Source organism: Streptococcus parasanguinis (assembly GCF_016648855.1).
GTDB lineage: Bacteria > Bacillota > Bacilli > Lactobacillales > Streptococcaceae > Streptococcus > Streptococcus parasanguinis_L.
In genome coordinates this window covers 58,597-76,825 of record NZ_JACLQU010000012.1, presented here as the reverse complement: position 1 = coordinate 76,825, position 18,229 = coordinate 58,597, and the positions used below count along the sequence as shown (strand labels likewise).

Below are 18,229 nucleotides of genomic sequence, written 5' to 3'. Positions count from 1 at the left end.
GTAGAGCCCACTCAACCACTGCGTCTTGCTCGACAATCCAAAAATAATTGAGAGGCTAGGACTTTTGTCCCAGCCTCCTTTGCTTAAAATCTTAATTTTTCCCAATCATAGTCTGTCCGTTTACGATAATAGTACTCGGACAAATCTGGGTCTTCCATCACTTCCAGCAGAGGAAGCATATCGTAGGATAAGTCCAACTGATCTAATTGGTCTTTCTCAACCCAAGAAACTTCTCCTTCCTCAGATGATCTAAGCTGGCCTGTGAATTCTGTCGCTTTGTAGCAAAAGACAATATAGCGGCCTCCATCATCTAGCGACCAGTCTTTGACTGCGACGAGTTTTGGATCTGCAATTGTCAGTCCTGTCTCTTCGTAGACTTCACGAATGACGGATTCTGCAAGACTTTCTCCTTCTTCGATATGGCCTCCAGGAAAGGCATAGCCAGACCATTTCTTGTAACGTTCCGGCGAGCGGTATTGGAGGACTACTTTTCCATTCGTAGGATCTTCTACCAAACAAAGATTGGTAAGTACAGTAGATGTTGCGCGTGACATAAATTTCCTTTCTATAATGTTAACAATTAATCAAAATAAACTTTTTTCTTTACCTCTTTCTTCATCACAAAGGGATTTACCAGCTCATGGTATTCATCAAAAATATCCAAAAGAAAGCCTCTCTCAAAGACAATGGTCTTCTCTTTTATCGAATATTCCAAGTGAATCGTAACCGGACCATGACCATCAAAGGTAAAGAACAACTCAATGAAAAATACCAGAATCGCCATAGCAAAGAGACTCAAAAGAACACTAACAAAGTTCTTCCAATTTGGAGCATGTTTTCGATAAAAGCGATACCAGATGTGACTAAAAGCCGTCCCAGCTCCAAGATACAACCAGGGATTCCAAAGAAGTGGCGTAAATGCGTAGCCAAAGAATCTTAATAGGAAGTTGACAAAAACAAAAAGTAGCAAAATCAGATACATGATCATAAACAGGTTCAGATACTTTCTCATGTTTGATCTCCCCTTCGTAATAATTGGTTTAAACTGGATCTCCTAAAGAAACATCAACAGAATATGATAAGCCAATCGAATCCAATGATCAATTTGAGGAGCATCTGGATCATTTTTTTTACTATCTAAAAATAGACTTAGCGATAATAAAAGTAAGCTAAGAGCTATAACTATTCTAAGAACGAGTCTCATACCGCCAAGAGCAAAAGAAACTATAGAACCAATTAGTGGTAAAGGGGAAAATATAAATGCCACTAAGCCGAAATAGATCTTAACCAATGATAAAACCAATAAACTATAAACGACAATCTTCGTAAAAAGAGAGACCCTTTTATCTTCTTTTTTCAGTTGTGAAATGGAATAGATGACATAGATCATATACATAAATAGAAACATATTTATTTCCCCTATTTCCAATAGATTTTATTCCTATTTTATCCAACATCCGTTAAGAATACAACCGCTTGCCTGGACATGTCCAACAAAGACGAGGACAGGATTAGAGTTTTTTCACTTCTTCTGCTACCTTTTGAAGATGCTTCTCTCGCATGCTAGCGGTGTTCACATCGCGGCCGACTTCTCCCAAGATGCAGACGCGCTTGGTTTTAATCCCACAGTGGTTCAAAACTGCATTCTTCAAAACAGAGATGCCATAACTATCCGGAATATTGAGAGGGCCTGAAAAAATCTTGTACCACCAAGTAGGCGCCATGGAGGTCGCATAAATACTGGCCGTTTTTCCTTTGAGCAACTTCTTGAATTGCTTGCCTCTGAGGTAATTCCAGATAAAGCTTCCCTGATCATTGGCCGAGTAGGCAATCCCCGGCGTAAAGACCCGGTCGATCCAGCCCTTCATAAGGCTCGGCATACTACTCCACCAGATGGGATAAACAAAGATCAGGTGATCCGCCCACTGGATCCATTCTTGAGAACGAAGGATAAAGGGATCTTCCTCCATCCGCTTTCGATAACCGTAGCGAAGAACTGGATCAAAGTCTTCTTCATTAAGACTGATGACTTCAATCTCGTGGCGATTTGAGTCAATAGTTTCGACAATGGTTTGAAAAATAGCCTGACAGTAACTTTCCTTATCCGGATGCCCGTTGATGACTAGAATTTTCATTCGTCTTCTCCTTCATCTCTTTGGTTCATTCTATCTCTTTTATTTTTTACTAGATTAATTGATAATGGTTCAAAGATTGATAGATAGGTCCTTTAGGAATTTTTATTTGAAGAACACATCATCCGCAATTCCTTAACAGGTTTTCCAAGTTCAAGTATTTGTTCTTGGCCATCAAAAGTAAAACCCATTTTTTGATAGAAAGCAATGGCTCGCTTATTATCTTTCAATACCCATAAATAAATTTCAGAGAATGGATCGAGAGCAACAAATGCAGCATGCATTAACTGTTTACTCACACCTTTTCCATAGTAATCTTTTAAAACATATAAGGCAATGATTTCACCAGCTTGAATGGTCTCATCACGGTAATTTCCATAGCTGATAAATCCAACGACCTTCTTTCCATCCATCGCAATCAAGGTATTTTCTGGATATTTTTGACTAAAGAATCGACATTTTTCTAATGTCATCGTCTCCTGAAAATCCGCGGGTAAAAGATCGTCATAAGCCTCTCTCCACGTTTGCCAATGAACGAGAGATTTTCCTTCTATCTCTTCAGGTGTTTCCATTGTTTTAATGATAATCTTCATTCGTTTTATCCTATCTAATCCAAAGCCTTGACTTCCAACATCATATCGCGAATTTGCGCTGCCAGCTCGAAATCAAGCACTTCGACGGCTTCTTGCATTTGGCCTTGCAGTTTCTTGACCAGTTCCTTGCGCTCTTGGCGGTTGAGACTGGTGATATCCACTTCCTTGTCCTCTTCCTTGGCCACCGCCTTGGTAACAGAGATGAGGTCACGGATTTCCTTTTTAATGGTTTGTGGGACAATGCCATGCTCTTCGTTATAGGCCATCTGGATTTTCCGACGACGGGCTGTTTCATCGATGGCTTTTTGCATAGACTGGGTCATGGTGTCCGCATACATGATCACGTGACCTTCACTATTACGGGCTGCACGCCCGATGGTCTGGATCAGTCCGCGTTCATTGCGGAGGAAACCTTCCTTGTCCGCATCGAGAATGGCCACCAGACTAACTTCTGGTACGTCTATCCCTTCCCGAAGCAGATTGATTCCGACCAAGACATCAAAAACACCCAGACGCAAATCACGAATGATTTCTGTCCGCTCCAAGGTCTTAATGTCCGAGTGCATGTATTTGACCTTGACACCCATTTCCTTAAAGTAGTCGGTCAAGTCTTCTGCCATCTTCTTGGTCAAGGTGGTGACAAAGGTCCGCTCTCCACGTTCTACACGCGCATTGATTTCACCCAAGAGATCGTCCATTTGTCCCATGGTCGGACGCACTTCGACCTCTGGATCGAGTAGACCTGTCGGACGGATAATCTGCTCGATGATGGTATCGGTTTGTTCCATCTCATAGTCACCTGGTGTCGCTGACACATAGACAATCTGGTGGACATGGCTTTCAAACTCTTCACGACGCAGTGGCCGGTTGTCCAAGGCAGATGGCAAACGGAAACCATAGTTGACCAACATCTCCTTGCGCGAGCGGTCTCCATTGTACATACCCTTGATTTGGCCCATGGTCATGTGACTTTCATCGATCATGATGAGGAAATCTTCAGGAAAGAAATCCAAAAGGGTGTATGGTGGCTCTCCCTCACTCCGGCCATCCATATGACGAGAGTAGTTTTCGACACCATTGGTGTAGCCCATCTCCCGTAGCATTTCAATATCGTACTCTGTCCGTTGTTTCAGGCGTTGGGCTTCCAGCAGTTTTCCTTCCTTCTCAAAGATAGCTAACTGTTCTTCCAGCTCAGCCTGAATCTTGGCAATGGCCACTTCCATATGGTCGTCATTGGTCACGAAGTGAGTGGCTGGGAAAATGGCTAAGTGGTCCACATCTCCTAGAACTTGACCCGTCAAAGCTTCAATCTCACGAATCCGCTCGATCTCATCCCCGAAAAACTCCACCCGGAAGGCATGTTCATCACGCGAAGCTGGGAAAATCTCGACCACATCTCCACGGACACGGAATTTCCCCCGTTGAAAGTCGATATCATTGCGTTCAAACTGGATGTCCACCAAGTCATTGAGCAAACGATCACGAGAAATCTCCAGACCAGGACGCAAACTGACCACGCTGTCGGAATATTCCTTAGGCGAACCCAACCCATAGATACAAGAGACAGAAGCCACAACGATGACATCATTGCGCTCTAAGAGGGCTGATGTCGCGGAGTGACGAAGCTTGTCAATCTCATCATTGACAGAACTATCTTTTTCGATATAGGTATCACTAGATGGCACATAGGCTTCTGGCTGGTAGTAATCGTAGTAGGAAACAAAATACTCGACCGCATTCTCTGGAAAGAATTCCTTGAACTCCCCATAGAGCTGGCCTGCTAGCGTTTTATTGTGGGCGATAACCAGGGTCGGTTTATTGACTTGGGCAATAACCTGGCTCATGGTGTAGGTCTTCCCCGTACCAGTCGCCCCCATCAGGATTTGCGCCTTTTCACCACCCTCGATGTTATCCACCAACTGTTCAATGGCCTGCGGTTGATCCCCAGACGGTTGGTATTTCGATACTAGTTTAAATTTGTTATCTGTTACTCGATTAATCATACTTTCTTCCTTTGATTATACTTCCCTTATTTTACCACAATAGACGATATTTCTCTGACTTTTGAGGAGAGAATCCTCACATAGAAAAAGACCAGGCTCAAGTCCCGGTCTTCATTTTCATCATCATTTTCTGTCAGTCATGACACACTTGTTCATTATCAACTCTTTCTTTCCTCTCCCCTAAGCGATAGACAATCACTAGGGATACAAGAAGAACCAGAGTGGTGATGATTGATCCTTCTGCTCCAAATGCCCCTCCGGTCAACCAGTCAGGTCCATCTCCCATGGTAAAACTAAAGATAGAGGCATCTGCTCCCGTACCACTGACTTGAAAACCAAGGAGATTTCCTTGTACATAGTTCCAAGTGCCGTGTTGGGCGACCACTAGCCAGATACTATCCGTATAGATAAAAAGCAGACCAGCCAGCACTCCATCGAGGATGATATTCAGAACGGATAAGAAGGTCACTCCTGCATTTCCCATATGCAGAATGCCAAAGAGACTACTAGAAATCGCGATCGCTAAAGGCAGATTAGTTCTTGCAGCAATCCGAGTCAGAAGCCAACCTCGCGTCGCTACTTCTTCCGTCCCCCCTTGCAGAAGCCAAAATGGAAATAATCCTAGGATAAAAAGCAAGGGCTCTAAACTGAGCTCATTTAACACAAAAGAACCGATGCCACTTACTTGGTAGACAAGCGCGATCACTCCCATTTGAAGAAGGGAAATCATGATCCCCCAGACTAGATACTTGAGCCAATTTCTTTTTACAAAGCCTAAGCTTGATAAAGCATTCTTCTCTATGACCTTCACCCAAAAAATAAAGAGAAATAGTATGATTACAAAACTGAAAAGCTCATAATAGAGAAGATAATGGTAGAAAAATTCTTGAATACTTGCTGTCCCATTTCCTGGCGAAAAGAACTCCACTAGAAAACCTATAACTTGAGAAAATGGTCCCACAAGTTCACTACCAATCCAAAGTCCCCCTTCAATAAAGAAAGAGGCTAAAAATATATAAAATAGTGTAGAAACAAAAACTGACACAGAAGTGTTCGTTCTGATTCCTTGAATGATCAACCCTTTCTTCATCGCAACCTCCTTGATCTAATAGGTCCATTGTAGCAAAGAAAATCCAGAGCTGCAAGATCAACCTATGTTAGATAACCTAACATCAAAACTCGATTTTCTTGCAGAAATGACTTTTTTCTGATATAATAGCTTCTGTAGAAAAACATAAGACCATTCATACTCGTTTTGGTATGAATGATTTGTTTTTTTAAGGCCATCCTTTGGTCAATGTGCTCATGGGTTAAAACCCCTAAGAGAAAGAATTAGAAGGAGACAGAAATGAAGAAAAAATTACTAGCATGTTTGCTTTTCTTATTTCCATTCGTTGCATTCGCTGGTCATGCTCATGCTGAAACGATCAAGGTCGTTTTTGACACAGCATATGCACCGTTTGAATTTAAGGATTCAGATCAAACCTATAAAGGAATTGACGTAGAGATCTTGGACAAGGTCGCTGAAATCAATGGCTGGGATTTGGACAAATCCTTCCCAGGATTTGATGCAGCGGTCAATGCAGTTCAAGCTGGTCAAGCGGATGCCATCATGGCCGGAATGACCAAAACAACAGAACGTGAAAAAGTCTTCACCATGTCTGATACTTACTACGATACAAAAGTTGTTATTGCGACTAAAAAAGCTGACAAAATCACGAAGTACAGCCAATTAAAAGGGAAGACAGTCGGTGTTAAAAACGGGACTGCAGCCCAACGCTTCCTCGATAAAAACAAGGACAAGTACGGCTACAAGATCAAGACTTTTGATACCGGTGATCTCATGTATAACAGTTTATCAGCTGGTGCGGTCGATGCAGTCATGGATGACCAACCTGTTATTCAATACGCCATCCAAAAGGGTCAGGACCTAGCTATCAATATGGACGGGGAAGCAGTCGGTGGCTTTGCCTTTGGTGTTAAAAAAGGTGGAAATCATGAAAAGTTGATCACTGAATTTAACAAGGCTCTCGCTCAAATGAAAGCTGATGGAACACTTGATGAGATCATCAAGAAATGGACCGGTGAAAGCCAATCATCAAGTAACAGTGCCGTTCCAGAAACAACTACTCCTGCTGGTCAAAAAGCAACTCCTAAAAAATCAAAATATAGCATTTCAAGTGACTCATCTTTTGCACCATTTGTCTTCCAAAATGGAAAAAACAAATACACAGGGATCGATATGGACTTGATCAAGGCTATTGCCAAAGACCAAGGATTTAAAATCGAGATTAATAATCCTGGATTTGACGCAGCGGTAAGTGATGTCCAATCCGGCCATGCGCAAGGAATGATCGCAGGGATGACCGTAACAGATGCTCGGAAAGAAACATTTGATTTTTCTGAACCATACTACACAGCCAATTCTATTCTAGCCGTTCAAGAAAGTAGCAAGATTGATTCTTATGATGACCTAAAAGGAAAGACAGTCGGTGTTAAAAACGGTACTTCCTCACAAAACTTCCTTGAAGAAAACCAAAAGAAATATGGTTACAAGATCAAAACGTTCTCTGACGGAGCTTCTATGTATGACAGTTTGAATTCTGGTTCTGTTGCAGCGATCATGGATGACGAACCTGTTATCAAATACGCCATTAAACAAGGACGTAAATTCAAAACACCTATCAAAGGAACTCCAAGTGGTCAACTAGCATTTGCCGTTAAAAAAGGTGAAAATCCTGAATTGATCGAAATGTTCAATAACGGTCTTGCAAACTTGAAGAAAAGTGGTCAATACCAAAAGATTCTCGATAAATACCTTAAAGCAGATAGCAAGTCAAGTACTTCAAGTACAACAGCAGATGAAACAACGATCTGGGGCTTGCTTCAAAACAACTACAAACAATTGTTAAGTGGTTTGGGTGTCACTCTTGCCCTTGCCCTTCTCTCTTTCGCCATTGCTATGGTGATCGGTGTTATCTTTGGGATGTTTAGTGTTAGCCCTTATAAATGGCTTCGCTGGACTGCTGAGATCTTTGTCGATGTTATTCGTGGGATCCCACTCATGATCCTCGCCGCCTTCATCTTCTGGGGAATTCCAAACTTGATTGAATCGGTCACAGGTCATCAATCCCCAATCAACGACTTTGTTGCAGGTACCATCGCCCTCTCCCTCAATGCTGCTGCCTATATTGCAGAAATTGTTCGTGGGGGGATCCAAGCTGTACCGATTGGACAGATGGAAGCCAGCCGAAGCCTTGGGATCTCTTATGGCAAGACCATGCGCAAGATCATCTTGCCACAAGCAACCAAACTCATGCTTCCAAACTTTGTTAACCAATTCGTCATTGCCCTGAAAGATACGACTATCGTTTCTGCGATCGGATTGGTAGAACTCTTCCAAACTGGTAAGATCATCATCGCTCGAAACTACCAAAGTTTCAAGATGTATGCGATCCTTGCCGTCTTCTACCTCGTGATTATCACCTTGCTAACACGATTTGCAAAAAAATTAGAAAAGAAGGTTAACTAATGGCTAAATTAAAAATTGATGTCCATGACCTCCACAAATACTATGGTGAAAATGAGGTCTTAAAAGGAATCTCAGCAAAATTCTACGAAGGGGATGTGGTCTGCATTATCGGACCGTCTGGTTCTGGTAAATCGACCTTCCTTCGTAGTCTCAATCTCCTCGAAGAAGTTACAAAAGGTCAAATTACAGTTAATGGATATGATCTAACCGATCCAAAAACCAATGTTGATTTGGTCCGTGAAAATATTGGGATGGTTTTCCAACACTTCAACCTCTTCCCGCACATGAGCGTCCTTGAAAACATTATGTTTGCGCCAGTAGAGCACAAACTGATGACTCGCGAAGAAGCTCAAAAAGTCGGAATGGAATTGTTGGAAAAAGTTGGACTCGCAGATAAATCCGATGCCAATCCAAATAGTCTTTCCGGTGGTCAAAAACAACGTGTGGCTATCGCACGTGGACTTGCCATGAATCCAGATATTATGCTCTTTGACGAACCTACTTCTGCCCTTGACCCTGAGATGGTTGGAGATGTATTGAACGTTATGAAAGAGTTGGCAGAGCAAGGCATGACCATGATCATCGTTACCCACGAGATGGGATTTGCCCGCCAAGTAGCCAACCGCGTCATCTTTACCGCAGACGGTGAATTCCTCGAAGACGGCAAACCAGACCAAATCTTCGACAACCCACAACACCCACGTTTGAAAGAATTCTTAGATAAGGTTCTAAACGTTTAAAAATAGTGGTTTCTGAAGCATCTAGCAATTTTGCTAGATGTTTTTTTAGATGAAAAAAGCATTTTCAAATCTGAAAATGCTTAGATTGAAGATAAAGACATATTAAAAACTTTCCTTAGGTGAGTACGGACGTCAGCGAACTTCTACGAAGTTCCATGACTTAGTTTTGAACCTAAAGTTTCAAAACTCCCGAGTGCCTGAAACTAAATTGTTTCAGGCACTTTTCTCACGGCGGAAAGTTTTAATGTTCTCTTAATTCGTTATACAAATTAGGTAGATATTTATTTCTTTACAGAATCACTTTACTTATTTACTTTAAAAATAGTTTGTCTACATTCTAACTAATCTGTTGCTGAGCTGTCTGCATCTTGTAGTATACACCTTGCGCTTGCATCAGCTCTTCATGAGTGCCATGCTCAACAATATCGCCATCCACCATGACAAGGATCATATCGGCATTTTGAATGGTCGATAAGCGGTGAGCAATGATAAAGCTGGTCCGTCCTTTCATGAGTTGATTAAAGGCATCTTGAATCAAGACCTCAGTCCGAGTATCGATGGAGGATGTCGCCTCATCCAAGATCAAAATCTTAGGAACTGAAAGGAAAACCCGCGCAATCGTTAAGAGTTGGCGTTGACCTTGAGACAAAGACTCTCCAGCATCTGAAAGATACGTATCGTACCCTTGTGGCAACTGCCGAATGAAGAAATCTGCATTAGCCGCTTTGGCTGCTTCTATAACTTCTTCTCTACTTGCATCTGGACGAGAAAAGGCGATATTTTCATGAATCGTCCCGACCTTGAGCCAGGTTTCTTGCAAAACCATACCAAACTGTTGGCGGTAAGAAGCACGGGTGTAGTCCGTAATTGGCACCCCATCAATCGTGATCTCTCCAGAATTAACAGGGTAGAAACGCATGAGCAGATTAATCAAGGTCGACTTTCCTGCTCCTGTAGGCCCTACAATGGCCACTTTACTGGCAGCTGGAACCTGAATGGTTAAATCTTTGATCAAAGTCCGCCCCAAATCATAGCCAAATACGACGTGCTCAAAACCAATCGCACCTTTGACATCCTGACTTTCCAGAATCTGATGGCCTGTCTCTTCGACCTCAGCTTGATCCAAGACGCTATACAAGCGCTCTGCACAGGCAAGGGCACTTTGGAGTTCTGACAAGACAGAAGAGATATCATTAAAAGGCTTGGTGTATTGGTTGACATAATTGAGGAAGGTCACCAATTGACCAACAGTAAAGTGAGATCCCGAAATAATGCGTACAGCACCAAATCCAGCCACTACTGCATAAATCAAGGCATTCACAAAGCGAGTGGCAGGGTTGACAGTTGAAGAATAAAAGACAGCGGATTGGGAATAGTTGGCATAGCTTTCATTCGTCCCCTTAAAAGCCTTACGGAATTGATCCTGAGCGTTAAAGGACTGGATCAAACTTTCCTGGGTCAAAGACTCTTCAATCAACTGAGTTTGAAGACCACGCGCCTTGGTCTGCTTTTGGAAAAGCGTATAAGAACGCTTGGCAATAAAACGAGCAATCACCAGGGATAAAGGGGTCAAGACCAGAACCGCCACCATCATAAAGAAATCCAATTCCGCCATGGTCACGATAGTGACAAGAATGGTTAAGAGGCCAACAAAGAACTGGTTAAAGACCATCAGAAGACCACTATTGAGTTGCTCTACATCGGTCGTGAGGCGACTGACGAAGTCCCCACTCCCTTGCTTATCCAGATAAGATAAGGGCAAGCGGTAAACTTTCTCCATCACTTCTGCCCTTAGGTTTTGGCTAAACCGATAGACCAATTGATTATAGAGAAGAGGATTGATCCATTGAATCAAGGTATTTGCCAAAATAATCAGCACCATTTGGATCAAAACTGGCAATAAGACTTTCATCCCTTGAGGATTGATGACCAGGTCAACCGCATGTCCAATCAAGATCGGTAACCAAACCGTTAAGGCTACTTGAGCAATTGTCCCGATACTGGCTAGAATCAGGAGACCAGGATGGTTAGCAAAATCTCTAAACAGACGTTTTAAATAACTAGAACGTTTTTGACTCATGCTTCCTCCCTCCCGTGTTGTGAATAATGAATTTCTTGATAAATCTCATTGGTAGACAAAAGGAAATCGTGATTTCCCAGTCCTACTTGATGTCCCTTGTTCAAGACCAAAATCTGATCAGCAGACTTGAGACTATTGGTTCGTTGAGATACTAAGATCAAACTCGTATCACTCAATTCTTCTTTTATCGATTTTAAGAGACGTGCTTCCGTCAAATAATCCAAGGCAGAAGTTGAATCATCCAGAATCAAGAAAGGAGCCTTCTTCAAAAGGGCACGCGCAATGGTCAACCGCTGACGTTGGCCACCTGAAAAATTTCGACCAAAGGCTTCAACCGGCTCATCCAGTTGTCCTTCTTTTTCACGGACAAAATCAGCCGCCTGAGCCGTTTCTAATGCCCACCACAAATCATCTTCCGACACCTTTCCTTCCATTCCCAGTAAGAGATTGGAGCGGATAGTTCCTCTAAAGAGCTCTGCCTTCTGTGGGACTACAGCTACCCACTCCCGCCACTCCTTGAGAGTTTTAGGAGAGTGAGCTTGATGATAGAGGGCTAATTTCCCCTGACTCACGGTATACAAATGACTCAATAACTGAACAAGGGTGGACTTCCCAGATCCTGTACCACCGGTAATTCCCAGCATCTGTCCTTGGTCAAGATCAAAGGAAATTTCCTCTAGGGCTGGGCTTGAAGCCGTTGGATAGGTGAAAGAAACTTCCTCTGCGCTGATCGCTTCTTGCTCTCTTGCAGTTTCTTCCGGCAAAGCTTTTAGGAGGTCTTCTTCCTTCAAATCAAAAATCTCTTGGACACGCTTGGCTGAAATATAGCTGACATTTAAAGACGTGACCAGCATAGCCAGCTTAATCAATTCTGTTAAAATCTGTAATAAATAATTGACCAAAGCGACCAACATTCCTTGGGTAAGAAGGCCAGCAGAGATATTCAATTGTCCTTGCCAAATGACACAAACCAAGGTCGTATTGACCACAAGGAAGGTCAAGGGACTCACCAAACTAGACCAGATACCAGCACGAATTTGCCAGATCTTATAGTCTTGATTGACTTCTTTAAATTCGTCCAATTCACTCACTTGCTGTCCAAAGGCCCGAATCACCCGCATCCCTTGAAATTGCTGACGCGTCACCGTGACCATTCGGTCTGTGATTTTCCGAATCTTAGCAAAGAGAGGATTGACAATCCGAGACATGATCACAATAATCAGGGTTAAAATCGCCACCATCCCCAAGAACCAAAGAGTGAGTTTAGGACTGATGGTGAAAGCCATGATGATAGAACCAAAGACAATAATCGGTGCTCTCAAAAAGAGGCGCAAGAATTGGTTGATCCCAACCTGGATTTGATAGGTATCCGAAGTGAGACGGGTTACCAAACTTGAAGTACCGATCCTATCTCGTTTGTCCTTTGGAAGCGACAAGATCTTATCATACAAATCCTTGGTCATCTCGCGGGTAAAGCTGACAGCTGCTTTAGAAGAAAAATACTGGGCAGTAATAGCTACGACAACCCCAAAGCTCGCAAATAAAAACAAAACACCGACCGTCATCACCACTGCGCTCGTTTCCTTTTTCGGAATGACCTGATCGACTAAGTGGGCGATGATTAAGGGAACACACAATTCAAAAATAGCTTCTAAGAGTTTAAACACGGGCCCAAGAAAAGTTTCCCATAGATAGCCCTTAAAATACTTCAATAATGATTTCATACGACTCGATTCTTTTTTTAATGGATATACATATTTTACCACAAATTCTTAAGATGAAAAAACTCTCCCTGCAGAGCAGAGAGAGTTGAATACTGACCAGATGAAGGTCGGAAATCTTATTCCTTCTTTGGCACCTTGCTTAAGGTCTTTCCCATTTTCCTCAATCCAATCATTAAGATAGGGAAAGAGAAAAGCGTTAGAAGGCCTAATACGATAAAGACTGCTACAAAGCCACAGCTATCAATGAACCAACCAGTCAAAGGGAAGATGACAATCATAGATAGACTAAACATCATCGAATTGATACTCAGCATGGTTGCTCGTACACTGGATGGCAGATAAGCTTGTAAATCATTGTAGTAGATAGGTTGATAAACGGCATAAAGGGCATTGGTCAAGAGATAGACACTCAGATAGGCAAATGGAGTCTTTAAACCTACCAAAAGCAAGGTCAACCCTGTCAGTGCAACCAGAATCGGAAAGACTTGATTACTATTCCATTTTTTCCCGATTTGACTAGCCAAATAAACCGCTAGGAGATTGAATCCACTACCAATTAACATGATGAGCGAAACTTGCCAACTAGCTAAGTCACTAATTTTCTGTTGGTAGTAAAAATAAAACATACACATGATGGTCCCTACCAACTGATAGGTGAGCATCCAGTAAAACAAGACTGTTTTTTCCTGCCATTCTTGTTTCACTACCTCCAATATCCGCTTTAAGGTCAAATGATTTCTTTCATCACTCTTGCTCTCTGGCTCTTTCATCAGAAAGATCAAAAGAATGGAAAGCAAGGAAAGCCCAATAGCAATATAATAGGTCCAAGCCAATGCTCCGTGAATAAAGAAGCCTGCCACAACTGTACCTAACGTTCGGGTGACTTCGGCCACACCAGACAAAAAGCTAGAAATCTGAAGATAACGGTCTTTTTGACCTGCTTCCACAGCTGAATCAAATAAGAAAGCTGTACTGGTCCCCGAGTCAAAATTATAAGACCAAGCATTGACCATCATAGCAATGGCATAGATCCAAAAATTCCCCTGACCAAATAAAATCAAGATCGAGGATCCAATACTGGACAAGCGAGCCAAATAGAGATTGGTCTTGTAGCTAAATCGATCGGCTAACATACCAGACGGGATCTCACACAAGAGACTGGTCCCATGAAAGATACTCTCTAATAAACCAATCTGAAGCAAAGAAAGACCATTCTGAATAAAAAATAAAATCCAAAAACTGGTGATTCCAAAATAAGATGTAAATTCCAGACCTGCTAGGAGTGAAATATTTCGTTTGTAAGTTCTTTTAAACATTGTTTTTCCTCTTTCAATAGATTATTTGAGTGTTTCTAAAAGACTTACTTAGAGTTGCCTACATTTTCTCCACCTTCTTCATTTTTCTTGATTCATTTCTTGACGCAACTGGGCCACTTGATTAGACAAGGACACCAACAATTCGGTTTGCAACTTTTGAATTTCCAGTAAATCCGTCTGGTCTTGCTGCACCATATGATCAATCTTCGTGTGAAGCAAGCGAATTTCTCGTTCCGACTCCATATTGACGTTAAAGTCATTTCGCGCTTGCAGGCGATCATAATCTGCTGCCCTGTTTTGGCTCATCATGATCAAAGGAGCTTGAATCGCCGCAATCGTAGAAAGTGCAAGATTGAGCAAGATGAAAGGATAAGGGTCAAAATTCCAGCCAAAGGGATGCAAGACATTGATCAGCATCCAAATAGCCATCATCATGATGAAGCTAATAATAAAGGTCCAAGAACCACCGAAGCGTGCGACCGAATCCGCTACCCGCTGACCGAAGGTATAGCTGGCTGTCAAGCGGTCTTCAACGTTAAAGGGGCGCTCGCTTTCGGGCATGACACCTGTCACCTGCTGTTTAATGGCTTCGTTTTTATCATTGGCACGCTCAATAATCTGTCCAAGATAATCCATACAATACTGGCTCAAATTTTTATACGTGATAAAATCATCCATTTGACTTTCCGGGTAGGAGGTCTTGAGCATCTGTTGAATGCTATGGTCTAGATCTGCGATCAAAGACCCTTGGCCTTCTTCGTATTCTTTCCCATCAATGATGTCTATTTTCAGCATTGAAATTCCTTTCATAGTTTTTTGAAGCAGATAAAAGTGAAAAACGCCTAATGGCGTTTTTACGTCTATTAAGGTTTGATACGATGCAACATACGTGGGAATGGAATAGCTTCACGGATGTGTTTAGTACCAGCCGCGAAGGTAACCATCCGTTCAATCCCAATACCAAATCCACCGTGTGGAACTGTACCGTATTTACGAAGGTCAAGGTAGAATTCATACTCTGTACGATCCATGCCAAGTTCATCCATTTTTGCAACAAGGGCATCGTAGTCTTCCTCACGCATAGAGCCACCGATGATTTCTCCATAGCCTTCAGGAGCAAGCAAGTCTGCACAAAGCACGCGCTCTGGATTTCCAGGAACTGGTTTCATGTAGAAGGCCTTGATAGCTGCTGGGTAGTTCATGACAAATGTTGGCACACCAAAGTGGTTTGAAATCCAAGTCTCATGTGGTGAACCGAAGTCATCACCATGTTCCAAATGCTCGTAATCCGCATCTTCATCGTTTTCATGCTCTTGCAAGAGATCAATCGCTTCATCATAAGTGATCCGTTTGAATGGCTCTGCAATGTAGCGTTTCAAGAGCTCCGTATCACGCTCCAATGTTTCCAAGGCTTGAGGAGCACGGTCCAAAACACCTTGTAGAAGAGCTTTGACATAAGCTTCTTGCAAGTCAAGTGATTCATCGTGTGTCAAGTAAGAGTACTCAGCGTCCATCATCCAGAACTCAGTCAAGTGACGGCGAGTCTTAGATTTTTCAGCACGGAATACTGGTCCAAAGTCAAAGACGCGACCAAGGGCCATAGCACCAGCTTCCAGATAAAGCTGACCTGATTGACTCAAATAGGCTGGTGTTCCAAAGTAGTCTGTTTCGAAAAGTTCTGTAGAATCTTCTGCAGCATTTCCTGAAAGAATTGGGCTATCAAACTTCATGAAGCCATTCTTATCAAAGAACTCATAAGTTGCATAGATAATGGCATTACGGATTTGCATAACGGCAACTTGTTTGCGTGAACGCAACCACAAGTGGCGGTTGTCCATCAAGAAGTCTGTCCCGTGTTCTTTAGGAGTGATTGGGTAATCTTGAGATTCACCGATCACTTCGATGTCTGTAATATCCAATTCGTAACCAAATTTAGAACGCTCGTCTTCTTTGACAATACCAGTCACAAACACTGATGTTTCTTGGCTCAAGCGTTTGATGGTATCAAATTTTTCAAGCCCCACTTCTTCGCCGAATTTTTCGATAAAGTTTGGTTTAAAAGCCACACCTTGGAAAAAAGCAGTACCGTCACGCAATTGCAAGAAAGCAATTTTTCCTTTACCTGATTTGTTGGCCACCCAAGCACCGATGGTCACTTCTTGACCAACGTAGTCTTTTACTTCGATGATAGTAATCCGTTTTGTCATCATTCATCTTCCTTTTCTCGTTAAACTTGTCCGAAGACATTATCTTCTTAATTGTATCATAAAAAGGCTTTCAGTGCTAGGTTCTACCTGTGAAAACCAGATTTTTTTTAAAGAAAAAGATCCTCAGCTCATTACTAAGGGTCTTGTAATTTTATTTTTCCATAAAGGCCTTGAGTCGGCGAACAGCTTCTTTGAGGGTATCCAAATCTGTTGCATAAGACAAGCGAACATTTTCAGGGGCACCAAAGCCAGCTCCCGTTACTAAAGCAACCTCTGCTTCTTCTAAAATTGCTGTGGTAAATTCCGTCACATCAGTATATCCCTTCATTTCCATGGCCTTCTTGACATTTGGGAAGAGATAGAAGGCTCCTTGTGGTTTGATGGCTTCAAACCCAGGTACTTCATTCAAGAGAGGATAAATGGTATTCAGACGCTCTTCAAATGCTTGACGCATGATCTCAATAGAAGACTGCTCTCCTGTAAGAGCTTCGATTGCAGCATATTGGGAAACGGTCGTTAAGTTGGAAGTTGTTTGGCTGATCACCTTGGCCATGGCTCCAATAATCTCAGAATCTCCTACAGCAAAACCAACCCGCCAACCAGTCATAGCATAGGTTTTAGAAACTCCGTTAATAACAATAGTTTGCTTGCGAATCGCTTCTGATAAGCTAGAAATGGGCGTAAAGGTATTGCCATTGTATACCAAACGACCATAGATATCGTCTGCCAAAATAAGGATGTCATGTTCAACAGCCCAATTTCCGATTGCTTCGAGTTCTTCTTTACTGTAGATCATTCCTGTTGGATTGGATGGTGAATTCAGCAAGACTACCTTGGTCTTGTCTGTCCGTGCTGCTTCCAGTTGCTCTACCGTTGCCTTGAAGTGATTTTCTTCTGTTGTTTGGAAAGTAACAGGTGTGCCCTCTACCATCTTGACCTGGTCTACATAAGAAACCCAGCAAGGGGTTGGAATGATGACTTCATCACCTGGATTAATGACAGAAGTAAAGAAGGCATAGAGGATAAACTTAGCACCAGTACCGACCACTACTTCATTCCGATTCACAGCATAGCCATAAAACTCCTTCATATAGTCGCTAATGGCATCCTTCAATTCTGGAAGTCCAGATGCGACCGTATAAAAGCTGGCACGACCATCCTCAATGGATGCGACTGCAGCTTCTTGAATATTTTTTGGAGTCGCAAAGTCAGGTTGACCCAGGGTCAGACTTAAGATATCACGACCTTCTGCTGCCAAAGCTTTGGCACGCGCATTAGCAGCCAAGGTCACACTTTCTTCCATTTCCAATACACGATTTGATAATTTCATATTTCCTCCTCAAATCTTAAAAAACACCGGTGACTTTCCCAGTCTTGAAATCCACCACATAATAAGAGCTCCCAGCCTTGACTTCCCAGATCGGTTTGCCTTTAAAGCGCCCAAAAGTTACCCGATCAGTCGCGTCCTGACTCTTCTCTTTGACGACAGAAGCTGCCTCTTTGGAACTAACTCCTTCTTTCAAAGGGTAGGTATAGACTGCATCATCCGCCTGCGCCACCAAAACCGCTAGTTCTTGCCCCTCTTGGTCCTTGCCAATAAAGGAAAGATACGCTTCTTTGCCATGAAAGAAACTCTCCGTCTCAATGGTCGCAATCGAAGAGTGAGACAGAGCTATTTTTCTTGCTTGCGCCATTTGATCCTGCAAGCGATCAGAAGTTTTTTCAGCAAGAAATAGCCAAGAAAAAAGGACCGTCAGAACTAAGACACAGATTCCTATTATATGTTGCCATATGATAAAAAGATAATTTTTCTGTTTCACTCCCTCATTATACACCAAAGCCACCTAGAATTCTATAGATTTTCAAGAAAGAATTGTTACTAATATTTCATACCTGTTACAA

16 protein-coding genes are annotated in these 18,229 nt (G+C 42.4%); 2 read left to right on the top strand and 14 right to left on the bottom strand.

Going from position 1 to position 18,229, the window contains the following annotated elements; genetic code table 11:
* Positions 1–83: 83 nt before the first annotated feature.
* From H7T92_RS08090 to H7T92_RS08060, 7 genes are all read right to left on the bottom strand, one after another.
* Positions 84–554 carry an 8-oxo-dGTP diphosphatase gene (locus tag H7T92_RS08090; RefSeq protein WP_201037493.1) on the bottom strand — a complete coding sequence of 157 codons (471 nt, stop codon included), beginning with the start codon at positions 552–554 and terminating at the stop codon, positions 84–86.
* 26 nt (positions 555–580) lie between these two features.
* A complete protein-coding gene (locus tag H7T92_RS08085; protein ID WP_201037492.1) occupies positions 581–1,012 on the bottom strand; it encodes a hypothetical protein in 432 nt (143 codons plus the stop codon).
* Between the two features lie 42 nt (positions 1,013–1,054).
* Positions 1,055–1,408: a diacylglyceryl transferase gene (locus H7T92_RS08080; RefSeq protein WP_201037491.1), complete on the bottom strand. Its 354-nt coding sequence runs from the start codon at positions 1,406–1,408 to the stop codon at positions 1,055–1,057.
* A gap of 103 nt (positions 1,409–1,511) precedes the next feature.
* Complete coding sequence (locus tag H7T92_RS08075) at positions 1,512–2,135, bottom strand: NAD(P)H-dependent oxidoreductase (RefSeq protein WP_201037490.1); 624 nt, start codon at positions 2,133–2,135, stop codon at positions 1,512–1,514.
* Positions 2,136–2,227: 92 nt separating this feature from the next.
* Complete coding sequence (locus H7T92_RS08070; protein WP_201037489.1) at positions 2,228–2,725, bottom strand: GNAT family N-acetyltransferase; 498 nt, start codon at positions 2,723–2,725, stop codon at positions 2,228–2,230.
* 14 nt (positions 2,726–2,739) lie between these two features.
* On the bottom strand, positions 2,740–4,728 hold the full coding sequence (uvrB, locus tag H7T92_RS08065; RefSeq protein ID WP_201037488.1) for an excinuclease ABC subunit UvrB: 1,989 nt from the start codon (positions 4,726–4,728) through the stop codon (positions 2,740–2,742).
* A 133-nt stretch (positions 4,729–4,861) separates the two neighbouring features.
* Positions 4,862–5,818, bottom strand: coding sequence for a CPBP family intramembrane glutamic endopeptidase (locus H7T92_RS08060; protein WP_201037487.1), 957 nt, complete (start codon positions 5,816–5,818; stop codon positions 4,862–4,864).
* A gap of 258 nt (positions 5,819–6,076) precedes the next feature.
* On the opposite strand from H7T92_RS08060, the gene H7T92_RS08055 reads away from it, so the two are divergent.
* Both H7T92_RS08055 and H7T92_RS08050 read left to right on the top strand, forming a co-directional pair.
* Positions 6,077–8,260 (top strand): amino acid ABC transporter substrate-binding protein/permease, encoded by a 2,184-nt coding sequence (locus H7T92_RS08055; protein ID WP_201037486.1) that lies wholly within the window; start codon positions 6,077–6,079, stop codon positions 8,258–8,260.
* Positions 8,260–9,000, top strand: coding sequence for an amino acid ABC transporter ATP-binding protein (locus tag H7T92_RS08050; RefSeq protein ID WP_201037485.1), 741 nt, complete (start codon positions 8,260–8,262; stop codon positions 8,998–9,000). Before H7T92_RS08055 ends, H7T92_RS08050 begins: the two co-directional genes overlap by 1 nt.
* Before the next feature lie 337 nt (positions 9,001–9,337).
* Here H7T92_RS08050 and H7T92_RS08045 read toward each other — a convergent pair whose 3' ends face one another.
* From H7T92_RS08045 to H7T92_RS08015, 7 genes are all read right to left on the bottom strand, one after another.
* Positions 9,338–11,080: an ABC transporter ATP-binding protein gene (locus H7T92_RS08045; protein WP_201037484.1), complete on the bottom strand. Its 1,743-nt coding sequence runs from the start codon at positions 11,078–11,080 to the stop codon at positions 9,338–9,340.
* Complete coding sequence (locus tag H7T92_RS08040; protein WP_201037483.1) at positions 11,077–12,804, bottom strand: ABC transporter ATP-binding protein; 1,728 nt, start codon at positions 12,802–12,804, stop codon at positions 11,077–11,079. The genes H7T92_RS08045 and H7T92_RS08040 overlap by 4 nt, the downstream gene beginning before the upstream one ends.
* Positions 12,805–12,920: 116 nt before the next feature.
* On the bottom strand, positions 12,921–14,120 hold the full coding sequence (locus tag H7T92_RS08035) for an MFS transporter (RefSeq protein ID WP_201037482.1): 1,200 nt from the start codon (positions 14,118–14,120) through the stop codon (positions 12,921–12,923).
* 78 nt (positions 14,121–14,198) lie between these two features.
* Positions 14,199–14,915, bottom strand: a complete 717-nt coding sequence (locus H7T92_RS08030) for a DUF1003 domain-containing protein (RefSeq protein WP_201037481.1) — start codon at positions 14,913–14,915, stop codon at positions 14,199–14,201.
* Between the two features lie 68 nt (positions 14,916–14,983).
* Positions 14,984–16,330, bottom strand: coding sequence for an asparagine--tRNA ligase (asnS, locus tag H7T92_RS08025; protein ID WP_003007581.1), 1,347 nt, complete (start codon positions 16,328–16,330; stop codon positions 14,984–14,986).
* 148 nt (positions 16,331–16,478) lie between these two features.
* Complete coding sequence (locus H7T92_RS08020) at positions 16,479–17,657, bottom strand: pyridoxal phosphate-dependent aminotransferase (RefSeq protein WP_201037480.1); 1,179 nt, start codon at positions 17,655–17,657, stop codon at positions 16,479–16,481.
* Between the two features lie 16 nt (positions 17,658–17,673).
* Entirely contained in the window at positions 17,674–18,171 is a 498-nt protein-coding gene (locus H7T92_RS08015; protein WP_311626360.1) for a cell wall elongation regulator TseB-like domain-containing protein, read from the bottom strand.
* Positions 18,172–18,229 lie beyond the last annotated feature (58 nt).